We start from the raw sequence: 15,396 nt of genomic DNA on the forward strand, positions 1-15,396 counted from the left end.
CCTGACCCGGTGGCCCGGCCCGTGGCCGGTGGCCTGACCCGGTGGCCCGGCCCGTGGCCCGGTGGCCTGACCTGGTGGCCTGACCCGGTGGCCCGGCCCGTGGCCCGGTGGCCCGGCCCGGTGGCCTGACCCGGTGGCCCGGCCCGTGGCCCGGCCCGGTGGCCTGACCCGGTGGCCCGGCCCGTGGCCCGGTGGCCCGGCCCGGTGGCGTGACCCGGTGGCCCGGCCGGGTGGCCCGGCCCGTGGCCCGGTGGCCCGGCCCGGTGGCCTGACCCGGTGGCCCGGCCCGTGGCCCGGCCCGTGGCCCGGCCCGTGGCCCGGCCCGTGGCCCGGTGGCCCGGCCCGGTGGCCCGGCCCGGTGGCCCGGCCTGGTTCCCCGGCCCGTGGCCCGGTCACGGCCAGCAGCTGGCGCGCAGGAGGTCGAGGGCCACCTTCGGACGCCCACACGACCTGTTGCACAGCGCGTGCGAGACCGCGGGGACCGACGGTGGCCTGTTGCCCGACCCGTTGCACATGCGCCTGGCGATGCACTCGGTGCGGCTGGTCACGGCCGGATCTCCGCTGGGGGTGGAGCGTCGGCGCCGTCGAAGTGCCTCGTGAAGGCCGCGGCCGAGCGCCGACGCCTCGCACCGAGCGAGGCGTTCGACCAGACCTCGCTGCGCATGCATTGGGCGATGCTCGCCGGGGTGTGTTGGAGCTTCCCTTCGCGTGTGGAGCGCCGCACCGACACAGCCGATGGCGACGCGCTCCTCGCGCGGGGCTGGGGTGAGGACCTCGCTGCCGGTGAACCTCGGGCAACGGTCTGATCTGCGGTGATCCGCGGGGTACCGCTCGCTCAGCTGCGAACTCCGTTCGGTCATCGCGAGCGTAGCCCGAGGGTCAATGTAGGGCGGCAACAACATCGCAAGAACGCGATGGCTCGCGGGCAAGGCTCTTGTGGCAGAGCCGGCCGCTACACCGGGATCGCTGGTGATCGACCTCGTGAGCTGTCCTCCGTCACGGGGCCGCGGACCCCGCTCGGTGCGCGGAAGCGCCTTCGCTCACGAGCCGTCCACTACAGCCCGGGCTGTCCGTGCTGTCACACGGGCGCGCGCTCGCCCCGTTGGTGTGGGTGAGGCAGTCGTGGACGGAAGAGGGAGGACGTGCTGTGGGATCTGGTCAGGCGAGGGACCGTGCGGGCCGGGGTGTGGGGGAGAGGCCGATCTCCTGGACATCGCGCACCCTCGGTGTGCTGGCGGTCGGGGTCGGGGGCTACGGGATCGCGCCGCTGACCGGTCATGAGGTGTGGGCAACACCGCTGCTCGCCGGCGGCGTCGCGGCGGCGACCGGGACCGCGGTCATCGGTGCGAGGTCCCGATGCCGTGCCGCGGTCGTCGATCAACTCGCTCAGGCACTCGCCCCGCTCCAGGGCTTCGGGGGCCCGGCACCGTCCGCGATCCGGGCCTCACGCTGGAGCAGCTGGTGGACCGGCATCCCGACTCGACTCGTGATCTCCCATGCACCGGTCGTCGACGAGAGCGCCGCGGAGTGGCAGAACAGGGTGCGCAAGACCGTCGAGCGCCGTCTGGGCCTCGAGTTCACGATGGCCGTCAACAAGCGCGACCAGCGGCACTGCCGCGTGGTGCTCACGGCGTCGCCCGCTGAGATCGCCGCGAGCACCGACCCGCAGGTGCAGGCGGCCAAGAACGTCGTGCGCGACATCCTCGGCGAGCGCGCCCAGGTGTCCGTCGAGCTCGGCAAGGACAACGAGCTGCACGCGCTCGACGTGATGCACGGGCTCGGGCATCGGGCAGCAGAAGCGCGGGTGCGCCGCGCGTTCGACAACAAGGTCAACGCTCTGGTCGAGGGTCGCTGGCGCCTGCACTGGGAACTGACCCAGGGCACGGTGCGCATCGAGCGCCGCCCGGTCATGCCGACGAGCGTCCCGCACATCGCTGAGCCGCTGACGAAGGAGAACCGCCGCCGCCTCCCGCTCGCGATCGACGAGGACAACCGCCCCGTGGTGTGGGACCTGTCCATGACGCCCCACATGGTCATCGTCGGCAAGACGGGCCGCGGCAAGACGGTCGCGATCAACGGCATCGGGATGGAGGCGGCCCGGCGAGGCTTCAAGGTGCGGATCTGCGACCCGAAGCGGATCGAGTTCCTCGGGATGAGGACGTGGCCGAACGTCGAGATCGTCGCGACGACTCCCGCGGAGATGGTCGCGACGATCAAGGACACGCACGACGTCATGATGCAGCGTTACGACGCGGTCACCCGCGGCACCGCACGCCCATCAGACTTCGACCCCGTCGTCCTGGTCCTCGACGAGTACCGCAACTTCCACCGACAGGTGACCGCCTGGTGGGCTGCCCTGAAGTCTGCGACCAAGGAGAAGGGCATGCCCTCGCGCTGCCCGGTCTTCGAGTGGGTGGACTCCATCGCGGAGATGGGGCGCTCGGCCGGCGTGCACCTGATCATCGGGACGCAACGTCCTGACGCGGACTTCTTCGGCGGCTCGACCCGCGACAACTTCGAGGGTCGTCTCGCGCTCGGGCCGCTGTCACCGCAGGGCGCCCAGATGATGTGGGAGTCGACCGCCGTCGGCGTTGCGATCCCGCGCAAGGTCAAGGGCCGCGGCACGGGTGTGCTCGAGGACGGAACTCCCGGCGAGGTCCAGGTGCTGTGGACCCCGGACCCGCACTGGGCCGAGCTCGACCAGGACGAGGCCGCTCTCGCCCTCCTCGAGCCGCTGCGGCCGGAGACGGTCTCGCACGTCGCGTGCGCAGTCGAGCTCGGCGACGAGCGAACCATCGACGGCGACGAACTGGGGGAGTGGGCCCGGATCCTCGAGGCGCAGCTGATGCCGGCCACGACCGTCACAGCCACTCGCCGACTCTCGCCGCCCGCGGGCGGCGGCGACCCCGTGCCGCGCGCGAACTTCGGCACGTCCGACGTCGTCGACGACGTCGTGGAGGACCTCGCCGACGAGTACGAGGGGTACGCCGAGGAGCAGACCGCCGCGGCCGAGCACGTCGAGATCGGCGACCTCGTGCTCTACGACGACTCGCTCGGGCTGTGGGCCGTGGTCGAGGCGGTCGAGGTCGACGACGACCTCGTCAGCATCGCCTGGCGCGACGACGAGGACGGCAGCGGAGACCTCGCGCTGAGCGTCGACGACGCCCTCGTCGTGCGCCGCCCTCTCGCCGACATCGAGGAGGAGGTCTTCGCCCAGTGAGCACCCCGACGATCGCGGCGCCGAGCCGGGACACCGGTGAGGAGGTCGCCGCGTGATGAAGAACCCCGGGCGGCACCACGGGGCCCGAACGCTGAGCAAGACCACGCGGGCCATCGTCTTACGCGAACTCCTGCTGGGGGAGCCGTCGCGTCGCCGCATCGCACGAGGGTGGCGCTGGGAAGCGAGATGCCTCGGCGACGAGCGCTTCTACGCGAACTCGAAACCCGCGCCGGCGACCGTCACAGCCCAACGCGACGTCTGCGCGCTCTGCCCTGTCGCGGCGTCATGCCTCCTCGACGCGGAGTCGCTCGAGTCCGCACCGAGCACCGAGCGCGTCGGAATGCGCGCCGGACTCACCGCGGCATATCGAGAGCGCATCGCTGCCGCAGCCACTACGCCGAGCAAGGGGGGCGTGCGCGAGCGGTTCGTCGCGGCGGTCAGCGAGCTCGTCATCTGTGGTGCAGGGATGGCCGAGGCGCTCGCCCAGACCGGCTATGCCCCGACCCAGCTCGACACCTTCCACATGCGTCTGATGCGGGCCAACCGGCTCGATCTGTACCACGCCCTGCGAGACAACGACGAGAGGACAGCAGCATGAGCATCACGGTCTACAGCAAGCCGGCGTGCGTGCAGTGCGACGCGACGTACCGGGCCCTGGACAAGAAGGGCATCGAGTACTCCGTCGTGGACATCAGCCAGGACACCGAGGCGCTTGAGTTCGTGCGCGCGCTCGGGTACCTCCAGGCCCCGGTCGTCGTCGCCGGGGACGAGTCCTGGAGCGGATTCAGGCCTGATCAGATCTCCGCCCTCGCGGATTCGCTGGGCACGACGGCGAGCCGCGAGGGTCGCCCTCGATGAGTGCCACGACCGTGGTCACGCTGCAGGAGCGCGCGCGTCTCCTGGGTCAGCTGGCCGCCGCCAACCCGCGTCCCGCCCACCGCAGCTGCACTCACGGCGACCCCCGACCCCACAGATGCGCACTGTGCCGCGTGGAGGCCCGACCCGCGGTGACGCCGGTCTACGACCGGCAGCGGGCCGCAGCCGGGGAGCGCGAAGACCTCTGAGCCAACGGCCCGCGACCGTGAGGAATCACGCCAAGGGACGGGCGTGCCGGTCCGGGGCGCCGCGAGATTCGACAACGACCGAACACCCGAAGGAGAGAGATGAGCACCACCGCAGCACCGCAGACCGCCGAGGACGTCAAGGTCGGCGATCAGATCCGGTTCGACCCCGACCGTCCGTGGTGGACCGTGCGCGACCGCGACGACCGCTACATCGTGGCCACCCGCCAGCAGCCGTTCGCGCCGAAGGGCGACCTGCTGTACACCGTCGTCGACCTGACGGGATGGCAGGACTACACGTACAACGGTGCGGGCAACGGGATCGTCCGATCCTCGCTCAACACCCTCGGGGGCGGCTGGAGCATCGAGGCAGACGGCACCGGCAGCGAGCAGATCATCCCGGCCCTGCGATCGGGCGAGTGGGAGCTCTCGCGCCGGCGCGTGGTCAACGTCCGCTCGATCACGAAGCGCGTCTCTCGATGAGCAGCCTCGTCCCCGCGCCCGCGCCCGCGCCCGCGTCCCGCCCGGGCCGGGCCCGATGACGCAGCGGAGGTGGCGCGCACCTGTCGTGCTCGCCGCCGCTGCACTCGCCGCCGCAGCGTTCGTCCACGGCTCCGCGCATGAAGCCTCGAACCCCGGACCGACGACGGTGGCCGCAGAGGCGACCCCGGTCGATGTCTCGAGCGCACGGACCCAGCTGGCGGCGTTGCGCACCGCAGGGCGCGCCCCGTTGACCGGCTACGCACGCGAGCAGTTCGGAACGGCCTGGGCCGACATCGACCGCAACGGGTGCGACACCCGCAACGACGTGCTGAACCGCGACCTTGTCGACGTCGAGCACAAGCCCGGAACCCACGAGTGCGTCGTGCTCTCCGGAACGCTCCTCGACCCCTACACGGGGGGCGAGATCGCGTTCCAGCGCGGCGAGTCGACCTCGGCGCACGTGCAGATCGACCACGTCGTCGCACTCGCTGATGCCTGGCAGAAGGGAGCCCAGGGCTGGGACCCGCAGACCAGGGTGCAGTTCGCGAACGACCCGGACAACCTGCTGGCGGTCGACGGTCCGACGAACGCCGCGAAGGGTGCCGGCGACGCCGCGACCTGGCTCCCGCCGGCACGTGCGTACCGGTGCCAGTACGTCGCGGCGCAGGTGAACGTGAAGGCGACCTACGGGCTCGCGGTCACGGCGGCCGAACGTCAGGCGATCGAGCGGGTGCTCGATCGGTGCTGACGTGTCACACGCACCTCTTCTTGGCCCGTTGGTGGTGGTAGGAGAGCACTTCACGCAGAGGAAGGACGGACAGTGGACCGTAGGAACGACGACATCTGGGTGCTCGTCGGAGTCACGATCGCGATCGGCGTCGTCGTCGCGAAGTGGGACCAGATCTGGGCCGCCGCAGGGCAGTGGCTCATCGAGCACCACCTCATCGTGACAACGAGCGTCGTCCTGACCCTCCCAGGAGCCGAGGGCGCCGGCCTCGATCTGCCGAGGCTCGCGCTCGTGGGAGCGATCGTCCTCGGCCTCCTCGCATGGGCCGCGACCCGCGCCCGGTCCCTCGTGCGGCACCTTCGCGCACCCCGCGCCCAGGCATAGCCGCCCCCAGCTCGCGGCGCTCCGCCCCCCTCCTTGGCGCCGCGAGGAGAGGCCCCCGACACCACACGGTGTCGGGGGCCTCTTCTTCGCCCTACGGCTCGGACTCCCGAGATGCGGTCGGCGTCCGTCAGGTCTAGCTGGCGCGCCTTGTGCGGCGGCACGTGCGGCACCGACGCCGTCCGTCGGAGTAGACCAGCGTGTTCGCTTCGTCGTACGGGTGCCCGGCGGGGCAGTGCGTCTTGGCCTTCTGGTGAGCTCCGCGCTCGACACCGTCGGTCGAGCCGGTGCGCCAGCGGCGCTGGTAGTGCATGTGGCACAGGTCGCGGCCGACCGCGGTGCGCTCGCACCCCTCGACGGAGCACTTCTGCCGCTGGGCAAGTCGCCGGGCCGCGGTGGCGGCGAAGTGGGTGCGTGCGGCGGCGGCCGTCTGTTCGTCGATGCGCCAGACGGTGTTCCCGCGGACGGCGTTGGTCCGCAGCCACCGGCGCACGATGGATGCCGACACGTCGAGCTCGAGCGCGAGCTCACGCGGTGTGAGAGCCCGGTCAGCCACGGCCGAGGGCGCGGCGCACGTGCGCGACCTGCTCGTCGGTGAGCTCCCAGCGCGTCTCGCCTTGCTCGGCGAGCCGGCCGTACTCGGCGCGCAGGAGATCGCGGATCTGCTTGGCGGGCACGCCGAGCACTCGCTCGAGGTCGGCAGGGGTGACCACGTCGTCGTTCGCCATGGCGCCGAGCGTAGCGACGGCGCTGTGGGCCCGGCGCGGTTGGATGTCCGCTGTGGACGAGATGACGGTGGTGCCCGACCCGATCGCGCTCGACGGATCGGAACAGTTCGCGGGCGTGGACGCGAGCGTGCTGGACTTCTGGCGGTTCGCGATGAGCGACCTGCGCATGAACAACGTGCGTGGCTACCTCGCCGAGTTCCTTGTGGCCCGCGCCGTCGGAGCGACGAGGAACCGGGTCGAGTGGGACGCCTACGACGTGTTGACCCCGGACGGGGTGCGTGTCGAGGTGAAGGTTCGCGGGTACCTGCAGGCATGGGCGCAGAAGCGCGTGCAGCTCACGCCGTTCAAGGTCAAGCCTGCTGCCCCGTGGGACCACTCGACGGGCGCTGCTGGGAAGCCGGGCTGGAACGCGGACGTCTACGTGCTGTGCGTGCACACCGCACGTGAGCACGACACGTACGACGTCCTGGACGTCGCCCAGTGGGCGTTCTACGTGCTGCCCCGCCAGGTCGTGGTGGATCGCGATGGCGCCGGGATGTCGCTGGCCTGGGTCCAGGCACAGAGTGGCGGCCCGACGCCGTACGGCGAGCTCGCTGCGGCGATCAGGTCGGCAGCGGAGTAGCGGCGCTCAGGCGTCCGGTCGTGTCCGCACCTGCAACGGCGTCGGAGGCATGGGAGCGGACGCGAGCCATGTCTGGGTGTGCCCGCGGCCGCGCCGCTCTGTGCCAGGACCCCGCTTGCCGGGCGGGGGGACGACGACGCGCCACGGTTCGACCGCGGTGAGGATCTCGTGGCGGACCTCCTCAGCCGCGAACTTCGTGTCGGCCAGCGTCACGTCGACGATGCGTGCTCCACGAGCGGCGTCCTGACGTGCCCGGCGCTGGTCGCGCACGATCGCGATCCGGCGGAGCGGGCGCTCGGGGTCTTCGAGGACGAGGACGAGGTGCTGGTCGAGCCAGCCGCGCCCCGCGTACTCCTGCAGGTTCCCGCGACCGCGGCCGAGCGCGGCCCGCTCGAGAAGCTTCAGGTTCCGCCGGTGCTGCAGCTCCTCCTGGTGGAGCACTCGCCGGAGCGGGCGTCGACGTCGCAGGATCGGCTCGAGGCGCGCCGGCGGCATCGCCAGTTGGGTGCCGGAGATCCAGCGCCGGACCGTGGACCGCGCGACCCGGCGGCGGCGGGCGACCTGCGCGATGTCGGGGTGCCAGCGCCCGTCCTCGTCACGCGTGCCCCCGTACACCACGGTCAGCAGCTCGCGCACGAGGTCGGGGGTCCACTGCTCGGGGTTCATCGCGGGCTCCCGACGAGGGCAAGCAGCCGCGGTGCCGGGATGAACGGGTGCGCGATCGCCTCCTTGAGCATGGTGGCCATCGCGTACGACGGCGGCACGCGCCGCAGTCGGGTCGCGGCGGCCAGCGTTCGCCCCGTCGCCCAGTCGAGGTACCCGAGGATGGTGGTGACGGGCCACTGGTACTGCTCGCCGGCTCCGAGCGCGGCTGCCTCCAGCTGGGCGACGACCGGACGTGCAGCCTCGATCGCCGAGGGATCGAGGGGGCCTGCCGTCAGCCACCGCGCGTCGACGCGGCGCCCTGAGGCCAGGGCACGGGCGTCGTCGAGGCGGCCAACCGCCGCGGCGAGGATCGCGTCGCGCATGAGCGGGCGCGTGAGGGCGTGCAGCAACTCGGTCGCGTGCGCGTCGGCGAGCTTGCCGCTGGCGACGGCGGTCGCGAGCACGTCCAGGGTTCGCAGGTCCGCGTCCATCTTGGTCTCCGCTCAGGCGTGCGCGCCGCGCTGCCAGGTCCAGCCGGGCAGCGTCGCTACGGTCTCGATGTCGGTGGGGGAGAGCTCGCCGGCGGCGTGCGCGCGCCGCAGCTCGGCGAGACGGCGCCCGAGCGGGACGGTCGTCCCGTCGGGCAGCTCGAGCTTGGTCCGGGTCGTCACGCTCGACAGGGTGCGGGAGGTGTCCTGACCGAGCCAGGCACGCGCGGCCAGGACGATCTCCTCGGTCTTCGACACGGTGGGCAGAGCGCCCGGCACCTGCGCGAGGGCCACGGCTCGTTCGGGGGTCAGCGCGCGCGAGGGCTGCTGACGCAGCCACGTCTGCAGCGTGGGGTTCGCCGCGGACAGGCCGGCAAGGGAGCGATGTGCGCGGTGGTGCGCGCGCAGCTCGCCCAGGCGCTGCCACCACAGGTCCGTGCGCGGTCCCCACGTCCAGCCAGGCAGGGACTCGATCTTGCGTGCGGACGCGTCGTCGAGCTTGCCGGCGGCGTAGCGCGTGCGGTAGTTCGAGGCCTGCTTGCCGAGAGCGACCTCGGTCCCGTCGGCGAGGGTGAGCGTGGTCTTCACCGCGATGTCGGCCGCGGTCGCCCCGGGATGAGCGGCGAGCCAGGTGTGCACTCGATCGACGAAGGGGTCGACCATGCTCTTGCGGTCCTCGAGCGCGCCCGGGATCGCCCGGAGCGCCTGCTGCTGGGCGTCGGTGAGCTCGTCGACCCGGGCGCGCTGGCGGACCAGCCACGCTCCGACGGCGCGCTGGTTGGCGGTGAGCCCGTCGAGGCTGCCGTGCTCGTCGAAGTAGGCGCGCAGCTGGGCGGCCTTCTCCTGCCACTGGGCGCTGGCGGCGTCCCAGGCCCATCCGGTCCGGGACTCGAGCTGGGCGGCGAGCTCGGGGTCGAGCCCGTCCATCGCCTTCCTCACGCGGAGCTTGGAGACGTGTCGTCCGAGCGGGTAGGGCTTCCCGTCGACGGGGCGGCTGGTGGCGTGCTGGGGTACTCGGGCGTTGCCGTGCTCGGCGACCCACCAGTCGAGCTCGCGAAGGAAGAGGTCCCAGTCCCCGGGCATGGAGGGGACGCGCGCGGCGCTCATGCGTGCGCTCCGTGGGTGGGGGTGATGTCCGGGCCGGCGTGAGGGGACTGCGGGGAGCTATCAACCTCGAGCAAACCGCTTGTGCGGGTGTACCTGCCATCGCCGGCCCGGACAAGTTCACGGTAGGTGCGGTGCGTAGGGGTGGGCAATGTAGGCTCCTCGACTCGATCTGCCGTGAGGAAGACGCCGGTGGGGACGTCGCGCGGCTGGGTGGGGCGGCGGTGGGTAGATGTCGTGCGGCGGGGAGCCCGGGTGCTCTGCCGCGCCGGGTCAGTCACGTCCGGCCCCTTCCCGCTCGAGGTCGTCGGCGAACTCCTCGAGGAGGGCGCGCACCGCGCCGACGGGGACCGCGGCGTCGTCGGGCCACGCGGCGACGCGGTCGGCCGCTGCGCGCACGGCGCTGCTCGCCGTCGCTGCTCGAGCGGCACGGGTGATCTCCGGGACGTCCAGCTCGGGGTGATGGAGGATCGTCAGGGGCAGCTCGAGGTTGGTCCACGGGAACGGCCGCTCATCGCCCAGGACGACGCCGACGGTGGCGTCGAAGCGCCCGGCGATGGTCCCTGAGGCCGAGCGCACCACGGTGCCGGCAGGCAGCACATCGCGCTCGGCGGCCGTGCTCACGGTGAGCGTGGCGAGGATGGAGGTCACGGTCGGGCTCCTTGGTTGGTGAGGGTGTCGAGCAGGTGCTGTTGGGTTCGCGTCGCAGTGTCCTCGGGGTGGTCGCGCAGCGTGCGGGCGAGAACGGCAGAGGTGCGGTCGTCAGCGACGACCGTCAGGTGGGAGCGGTGGCGCGAGAGCGCGACACAGGTGCGCCCGAGGTCCGTCGCGAACGGCGACACCGTGGCGTAGCCGGCGAGCGGGTGCACCGCGACAACGGCGTGTCGCTCCAGGCCCTGGGCCTGGTTGATCGTGCCGACGAAGACGTCGGGCTGGTCGGCCAGCGCCGCGGCCAGCATGGTGGTCTGCTCCACGTGCGGGGCGACCACTGCAACGTCGCGCGCGGTCAGGGGGCGCGCACCGTCGAGGGTGTGCACGCTGCCGGACGCGAGCAGGGCCCGTACCCGGGTCGCGGCGGCGAGGGCGATCGCCGGGTCGGCCTGGCCGCCGGTGACGGTGACGTGCTGGACCCAGTACTCCGGCAGCGGCCCGGTGGAGTCCTCGATGTGGCTGGGCGGGCGCGCTGACTCGAACGGGATCGAGTACAGCGGCCGGATCAGGTCGGTCGTGGCCGGGCCGAGCCGCCAGGTCTTGGGAAGCCGGAGCGACGTCACGTGCCCGTCGCTATCGCTGGCGAGCAGGGCGCTGGGCGCGGGCTGGTGCGGCCCGGCGGCCCAGCCGTCCCAGCGTCGGGTCTCGCCTGTCACCACCGGGTCGATCTGGCCGGGGTCGCCTACGAGGGTGACCTGGTCGGCGAGCGTCCCGAGCCCGCCGAGGTCGGCGTAGGTCAGCTGGTAGGCCTCGTCGACGAGGAGCGCGTCGGTCCGGAACGTGTGCGTCGGCGTCCACAGCCACCGCGCGGTGGTCGCAACGACGATCCCGAGGCCCGGGCGCAGCCGGCCCTGGGAGACGAGGGTGACGTCGGGGGACAGCCCCGGCGGGCGGACGGACTTGTGCTTGACCAGGAGCGACACCGCGGCCCCTGTCTCGGCGGTGCGGTTGGCGACGTCGAGGGCCTGCGCGCGGGTCTGCGCCGCGATCGCCACGGTCATCCCGGCGCGGTCGTGCAGCTGCTGGGCGAGGTTCGTGATGAGGTGGGTCTTGCCGGCTCCGGGCGGGGAGTCGACCACGACCGCCCGGTCGCCGGCCATCATGGCGAACAGGGCTCGGGCGAGCGTCGGGTTCGCCACGTGCGCGGCGGGCACCCGAGGAGGGTTTGCCCGCGGCGGCGCCTCGGCCGTCACCATGCCTCTCGCTGTCCTCATAAAATCATTCTACACCCGCCGGGTGCCGCCGTCCAGTGCTGACGGCACCCGACCGGGAGGGTTCAGGACTCGTCGGCGGCGGCGAGGACGACGTCCAGCGGGACGTACCCGCGCCGCGGCGTCGGCGTGCCGCGTCCGGCGAGCCAGTTCCCCGCCGTGCGGTGGCGCTGGGAGAGGTTCCGGCGCGCGCGCTGCTGCTGGAACGGATCGACGGGCCGTGCCCGCAGACTCACCCGGTCCCCGACCCCGAGCGGCGAGGGGCGGAACACCGCGTCGCGCACCGCGATGTCGAGCGCGGCGTCCGTGCCCATGACCGCGGCCTCGATCTCACCGTCTCGCAGACGGGTCTCACTGTCCTGGACGTCGCAGGCTTCGCCCTCCCACCCGGCGACCCGGGCTCCCGGGCGCAGGCGTGAGACCGGGCGGTCCGCCCGGACCGTGAAGCGTCCCTTCGTCGCGGAGGTCACCGTGCCGCACACCACGGACCCGGCGAACGATGCGGCGACGGCGGCGAGGGGATCACCCAGGAGCAGGGAGTCGAACAGCTCGGCCGCGTCGCTGCGCGTCGCGAGGCCGAGGGCCGCGTCGGTTCGAGAGTCGGGTCGTCGCCAGTCCTGCCCCTTGCGCAGCCGCTTGGCGAACGCGTCCCACGACCGCGAGTCCGCCCCGGCGCAGTCCAGCAGGCCCGGCAGGACCGGGCCGACAGCCGTGGCGCGGGCAAGCTGGAGCAGCGCACTGGGCCCCGCGTCGTCGATGCCGAACCAGCGCAGCCACGTCCCGAGGTCCCGCTCGGCCTCCGGGGACGTGCCGAGGGCGAACCGTGCGCGCGCCGCCGCGATGCACATGTGCACCGCGCCGGACCCCGGGTGGTCGGCGCGCTGGTCCCACCAGGCGATGACCGGTGCGCACGGCCGCTCGGGTGCTCGCAGCGCCAGGCTGAGCAGGTCGCGCAGCGTGCCGTGATCCGCGACCACCAGTGTCCTGTGCGCGCCATCGACCGAGACCGCGAACTCGTCGAGCGCCTCGAGCGCGTCCTCCCCGGCGTGGGAGGCCTCGTGGTCACCGTCGCTCGCGGACACCGTGAGCTCGCCGTCCTCGCGGGTGGTCATGACCGCCAGGGCTCCGTTCGGGGGGAGCGCCAGGCTGTGGTGTGTGCGCGCGACCGGGTGCTGCTCGTGCGCGGCGCGCAGGCGCATGCCGAGGTCGAAGAGAGTCGCGCTCATCGGCCCACCGCCGCTGCCAGGGTGTAGCCGGCGCGGAGCGCGGCCAGGCCTTCGCTGGCGGCGTCATGCTCGACGCTGGTGACGAGTTCGGTGGCGTCGCGCCCGACGCTGGTGGCGATCTGCTCGGTGTACTCGTCGAGTCCGGTGGTCGGTGGTGGGTTCGTCATGGACAGGCCTCCTTGGTTGCTTACATGTCCAGTCTAGAACCAGCCACCCACATGGGCGCGCGCATCGGGACCCCGCGGCGAGGCGGGGTCCCGATGGTTCAGGAGATCGCGACAGCGCCGACGGTGCCGACTGCGACGACCAGGAGGATCGCGAGCGCGATGGTCAGCCGCGTCCAGGCGGCGGTGGCGGCGTCGCCCACGACCGCTCGCGAGCTGACGAGTCCGAGGGTGAGCACCGCCGCCAAAAGGGCTGCGACGACGGGCGCGGTGCTCATCACCCCTCCTGCCCTCGAGGCCGCAGCGGAACGACGACGGCCCTCCCGGCGGCGGTGCGCCGGCGGTGGTCGTGGACGACCCCGACCGCTTCCGCGATCGCCAGCACCTCGTCCTCGTGGCGCTCGTACATCCCGCCAGCGGGATCCCCGAGGACGGGGCTGGGGGCGGCGGCGAGGACGACGGCGGTCGCGTGGGTCGCGTCGGTGGTGAGGCTCCGGTTCCCGGGCAGGTGCTGCAGCGTGTCGAGGGTGAGGAGCTCGCTGATCATCCAGTGGGGGTGCGGGTCGCTCGCGGTGAGCTCGCTGGCGCGGTGGAGGTGCTTGAGCGCCTTGCTCAGGTGGCTGGCGGCGCGGGTGTGGGCGGTGCGGAACATGACGGGCTCCGATCGAGGTGAGGGCTCGCCGGGCGGCGGAGGCGGGTCACGCCGCCCGGCGGCGGTCAGTGGGTGTGCGCGGTGGTCGCGCGGGCGAGGACGTCGGCCATCGCGGCGTCGACGTCGGCGTAGTCCGAGACTTTGCGGCCCTCGATGTAGAGGGTGACGCGTGCGGTGCGCGGGTCTTCGATGAGGTGCGCCGGCCACGGGGCTCCGTGGATCTTGTGGTGGCGCACGACCCGGTGCCGGGTGAGCGGCAGGGGTTGGGCGATCGTGTGGACCGCGTCGCTCCAGTCGCGGCGCTCGGGTGCCGCGTCTCGTGCTCGTCGGGTTGCCATGGGTGCTCCCTTGGAGTCTTGTTTGCTGACAAAATCAGACTAGACCCCAAGTGGCGAGTGCGCAACGGCGACGCGCCGTCGCGCACTCGCGTGTCAGGCGGCTGTGAGGGTGGGCACGGCGAGTGGCGTCGCCCATGCGGGCACGTTGGCGGTGCTGTAGCCGCCGATCACCACCACGATCAGTCGCGCTCGCGTGGGCCGGTCGGGCCACGGCGTCATGCCGTCGGTGAGGACGACGACCACGTCTGGCCGCTCGCGAAGCGCCTCGGCGGCGGCGATCCCGACGCGCATGTCCGTCCCGCCGCCTCCGGTGAGGTTGAGGTCGCGTGCGCTGCGCACGAGTTGGGCCGCACCAGCCTCCGCGTCGCACGTGATGACCTGCACGCCGCCGCCGACGGCCTTGACGATCCCCGAGACCTCGTTGATCGCCGCGCCGAGGTCGTCCGGCCTCATGCTTCCGGACGTGTCGACGACGACCCCGACCTGCACGCGCGGTGCGCGCAGCGCCGGGGTCACGATTCCGGGCAGGTGGCGCCGTCCCGGGCGGGAGTAGGTGTACGTGACGCGACCGCTGGTGAGCGCCGCCGCGCGACGCACGATTCCCGAGAGGACCTGCTTCCATGGCAGCGGCCTTGGTGAGAGCGCGTCGTCTGCCCAGCGGCGCAGGCCCGCGGGGACGGTGCCGCGGCCCTTCGATGAGGCGTCGAGCACCTGCTGGGCCACGCGCTTGCGCGTGATCGCCGCTCGGGCCGGACTCAGGCCGGGCGCAGCGGGCGCTGCGCCGTCTAGCTCCCACGACGGCGAGGGGTCTCCGGCGCCCGAGCCGCAGCCACCCTCGTCCTCGGGGTCCTGGGGTGCGATCGCCGCGTAGTACGCCTCCTCGATGCCGTTCGGGCTCAGCCCGAGCGCCTCGGGCGTGACGGCCCCCTCCGGAAGCGGGATGCGTGCAGCCACGAGGTCGTCGTTGATCGCGGCGTCGGTCGCATAGTTCCAGCGCACGTGGTCGCGCTGCGCGCCGCGCGCCTGGGCGCGACCGGCGTGGTCGCGCAGCAGGTGCGACACTTCGTGCGCGAGCACGCCGCCGCTCAGCTGCGGTCCCCACTCGCGCAGGGTCTGCGGGTCGATGTACAGCCGCCACTGCCCATCGACAGCGAAGGTCCCGAGGCCCTCGGCAGCGACGGGTCGCACCGCGAACAGCGCGGCTGCGAAGTAGGGCACGTGCTCGAGGGCGACGAGCCGGGCCGCGGTGAGTGCGCGCGTTTCGTCGGAGGTCAGGGGCCGGATGGTGGGTGCGTTCATCGATGACGCCTCCTGTCTTGTTTGCTGACAAGATCAGAATACCTCCAGCCACCCACACTCCAGGCGCGGCCCGCGGCGGGCTCGCAGCGCGGTCCCTGGCGGCGTCGTGTCAGTGGGTCTCGTGCGCTCGCGCACACGAAGCCCCGACCGCGTCCCCCTGGTGGTCGGGGCTCGTCTGTGGCCCGGCGCCACTCGACGGCACCGGCCGAAGCTCTCGCGCCATGCCCTGTCCGCGGCGATGCGTGCCGTGCTCGTCGCGTGTCCTTGTGGACCGCGCGTCGTCGCCCGGTTCACCAACCCGCGACAGTTCCCGAGCCGGCACGTCGTCTGCTGTCG

General features: G+C 72.7%; 20 protein-coding genes. 7 read left to right on the plus strand and 13 right to left on the minus strand.

Going from position 1 to position 15,396, the window contains the following annotated elements:
• The first annotated feature begins 1,486 nt into the window (after nt 1–1,486).
• From E1O70_RS18250 to E1O70_RS18275, 6 genes are all read left to right on the plus strand, one after another.
• Complete coding sequence (locus tag E1O70_RS18250; protein ID WP_061269105.1) at nt 1,487–3,220, plus strand: FtsK/SpoIIIE domain-containing protein; 1,734 nt, start codon at nt 1,487–1,489, stop codon at nt 3,218–3,220.
• 55 nt (nt 3,221–3,275) lie between these two features.
• Nucleotides 3,276–3,818, plus strand: a complete 543-nt coding sequence (locus tag E1O70_RS18255) for a WhiB family transcriptional regulator (protein WP_240696767.1) — start codon at nt 3,276–3,278, stop codon at nt 3,816–3,818.
• Nucleotides 3,815–4,078: a glutaredoxin-like protein NrdH gene (nrdH, locus tag E1O70_RS18260; RefSeq protein WP_061269107.1), complete on the plus strand. Its 264-nt coding sequence runs from the start codon at nt 3,815–3,817 to the stop codon at nt 4,076–4,078. The genes E1O70_RS18255 and nrdH overlap by 4 nt, the downstream gene beginning before the upstream one ends.
• A gap of 305 nt (nt 4,079–4,383) precedes the next feature.
• Nucleotides 4,384–4,764: a hypothetical protein gene (locus E1O70_RS18265; RefSeq protein WP_061269108.1), complete on the plus strand. Its 381-nt coding sequence runs from the start codon at nt 4,384–4,386 to the stop codon at nt 4,762–4,764.
• A gap of 85 nt (nt 4,765–4,849) precedes the next feature.
• On the plus strand, nt 4,850–5,512 hold the full coding sequence (locus E1O70_RS18270; RefSeq protein WP_240696761.1) for an HNH endonuclease family protein: 663 nt from the start codon (nt 4,850–4,852) through the stop codon (nt 5,510–5,512).
• 72 nt (nt 5,513–5,584) lie between these two features.
• Complete coding sequence (locus E1O70_RS18275) at nt 5,585–5,875, plus strand: hypothetical protein (RefSeq protein WP_061269110.1); 291 nt, start codon at nt 5,585–5,587, stop codon at nt 5,873–5,875.
• A gap of 133 nt (nt 5,876–6,008) precedes the next feature.
• Here the strand turns inward: E1O70_RS18275 and E1O70_RS18280 are convergent, their stop codons facing one another.
• Complete coding sequence (locus E1O70_RS18280; RefSeq protein WP_128957768.1) at nt 6,009–6,380, minus strand: hypothetical protein; 372 nt, start codon at nt 6,378–6,380, stop codon at nt 6,009–6,011.
• A 40-nt stretch (nt 6,381–6,420) separates the two neighbouring features.
• Nucleotides 6,421–6,600: a hypothetical protein gene (locus E1O70_RS18285; protein WP_128957767.1), complete on the minus strand. Its 180-nt coding sequence runs from the start codon at nt 6,598–6,600 to the stop codon at nt 6,421–6,423.
• A 52-nt stretch (nt 6,601–6,652) separates the two neighbouring features.
• Between E1O70_RS18285 and E1O70_RS18290 the strand changes: the two genes are divergently transcribed.
• Complete coding sequence (locus tag E1O70_RS18290; protein WP_128957766.1) at nt 6,653–7,222, plus strand: hypothetical protein; 570 nt, start codon at nt 6,653–6,655, stop codon at nt 7,220–7,222.
• Nucleotides 7,223–7,228: 6 nt separating this feature from the next.
• Here E1O70_RS18290 and E1O70_RS18295 read toward each other — a convergent pair whose 3' ends face one another.
• From E1O70_RS18295 to E1O70_RS18335, 11 genes are all read right to left on the minus strand, one after another.
• Complete coding sequence (locus E1O70_RS18295) at nt 7,229–7,888, minus strand: hypothetical protein (protein WP_061269113.1); 660 nt, start codon at nt 7,886–7,888, stop codon at nt 7,229–7,231.
• Nucleotides 7,885–8,358 carry a hypothetical protein gene (locus E1O70_RS18300; RefSeq protein ID WP_061269114.1) on the minus strand — a complete coding sequence of 158 codons (474 nt, stop codon included), beginning with the start codon at nt 8,356–8,358 and terminating at the stop codon, nt 7,885–7,887. Before E1O70_RS18300 ends, E1O70_RS18295 begins: the two co-directional genes overlap by 4 nt.
• 12 nt (nt 8,359–8,370) lie before the next feature.
• The gene (locus tag E1O70_RS18305) at nt 8,371–9,462 is read right to left on the minus strand and encodes a helicase associated domain-containing protein (RefSeq protein WP_061269115.1); all 1,092 of its coding nucleotides are present in this window, start codon (nt 9,460–9,462) and stop codon (nt 8,371–8,373) included.
• 270 nt (nt 9,463–9,732) lie between these two features.
• Nucleotides 9,733–10,110 (minus strand): hypothetical protein, encoded by a 378-nt coding sequence (locus E1O70_RS18310; protein WP_061269116.1) that lies wholly within the window; start codon nt 10,108–10,110, stop codon nt 9,733–9,735.
• Nucleotides 10,107–11,324, minus strand: coding sequence for an AAA family ATPase (locus tag E1O70_RS18315; protein WP_061269117.1), 1,218 nt, complete (start codon nt 11,322–11,324; stop codon nt 10,107–10,109). Before E1O70_RS18315 ends, E1O70_RS18310 begins: the two co-directional genes overlap by 4 nt.
• 122 nt (nt 11,325–11,446) lie before the next feature.
• Entirely contained in the window at nt 11,447–12,607 is a 1,161-nt protein-coding gene (locus E1O70_RS18320; RefSeq protein ID WP_061269118.1) for a hypothetical protein, read from the minus strand.
• Nucleotides 12,604–12,774 (minus strand): hypothetical protein, encoded by a 171-nt coding sequence (locus E1O70_RS19995; RefSeq protein ID WP_157464319.1) that lies wholly within the window; start codon nt 12,772–12,774, stop codon nt 12,604–12,606. The genes E1O70_RS18320 and E1O70_RS19995 overlap by 4 nt, the downstream gene beginning before the upstream one ends.
• Before the next feature lie 98 nt (nt 12,775–12,872).
• Nucleotides 12,873–13,049, minus strand: coding sequence for a hypothetical protein (locus E1O70_RS20000; RefSeq protein ID WP_157464320.1), 177 nt, complete (start codon nt 13,047–13,049; stop codon nt 12,873–12,875).
• Entirely contained in the window at nt 13,049–13,423 is a 375-nt protein-coding gene (locus E1O70_RS18325; RefSeq protein WP_061269119.1) for a hypothetical protein, read from the minus strand. The genes E1O70_RS20000 and E1O70_RS18325 overlap by 1 nt, the downstream gene beginning before the upstream one ends.
• A 65-nt stretch (nt 13,424–13,488) precedes the next feature.
• Nucleotides 13,489–13,761, minus strand: coding sequence for a hypothetical protein (locus tag E1O70_RS18330; protein WP_128957765.1), 273 nt, complete (start codon nt 13,759–13,761; stop codon nt 13,489–13,491).
• Between the two features lie 93 nt (nt 13,762–13,854).
• A complete protein-coding gene (locus E1O70_RS18335) occupies nt 13,855–15,060 on the minus strand; it encodes a vWA domain-containing protein (RefSeq protein ID WP_061269120.1) in 1,206 nt (401 codons plus the stop codon).
• Nucleotides 15,061–15,396: the final 336 nt, after the last annotated feature.

It is taken from the genome of Cellulosimicrobium funkei (assembly GCF_004519295.1).
Taxonomy (GTDB): Bacteria; Actinomycetota; Actinomycetes; order Actinomycetales; family Cellulomonadaceae; genus Cellulosimicrobium; species Cellulosimicrobium funkei.

Coding starts and splice junctions, on each gene's coding strand:
- E1O70_RS18255 (WP_240696767.1), top strand. CDS start 3,276: ATGAAGAACCCCGGGCGGCACCACGGGGCCCGAACGCTGAGCAAGACC.
- nrdH (WP_061269107.1), top strand. CDS start 3,815: ATGAGCATCACGGTCTACAGCAAGCCGGCGTGCGTGCAGTGCGACGCG.
- E1O70_RS18265 (WP_061269108.1), top strand. CDS start 4,384: ATGAGCACCACCGCAGCACCGCAGACCGCCGAGGACGTCAAGGTCGGC.
- E1O70_RS18285 (WP_128957767.1), bottom strand. CDS start 6,600: ATGGCGAACGACGACGTGGTCACCCCTGCCGACCTCGAGCGAGTGCTC.
- E1O70_RS18295 (WP_061269113.1), bottom strand. CDS start 7,888: ATGAACCCCGAGCAGTGGACCCCCGACCTCGTGCGCGAGCTGCTGACC.
- E1O70_RS18300 (WP_061269114.1), bottom strand. CDS start 8,358: ATGGACGCGGACCTGCGAACCCTGGACGTGCTCGCGACCGCCGTCGCC.
- E1O70_RS18305 (WP_061269115.1), bottom strand. CDS start 9,462: ATGAGCGCCGCGCGCGTCCCCTCCATGCCCGGGGACTGGGACCTCTTC.
- E1O70_RS18320 (WP_061269118.1), bottom strand. CDS start 12,607: ATGAGCGCGACTCTCTTCGACCTCGGCATGCGCCTGCGCGCCGCGCAC.
- E1O70_RS19995 (WP_157464319.1), bottom strand. CDS start 12,774: ATGACGAACCCACCACCGACCACCGGACTCGACGAGTACACCGAGCAG.
- E1O70_RS20000 (WP_157464320.1), bottom strand. CDS start 13,049: ATGAGCACCGCGCCCGTCGTCGCAGCCCTTTTGGCGGCGGTGCTCACC.
- E1O70_RS18325 (WP_061269119.1), bottom strand. CDS start 13,423: ATGTTCCGCACCGCCCACACCCGCGCCGCCAGCCACCTGAGCAAGGCG.
- E1O70_RS18330 (WP_128957765.1), bottom strand. CDS start 13,761: ATGGCAACCCGACGAGCACGAGACGCGGCACCCGAGCGCCGCGACTGG.
- E1O70_RS18335 (WP_061269120.1), bottom strand. CDS start 15,060: ATGAACGCACCCACCATCCGGCCCCTGACCTCCGACGAAACGCGCGCA.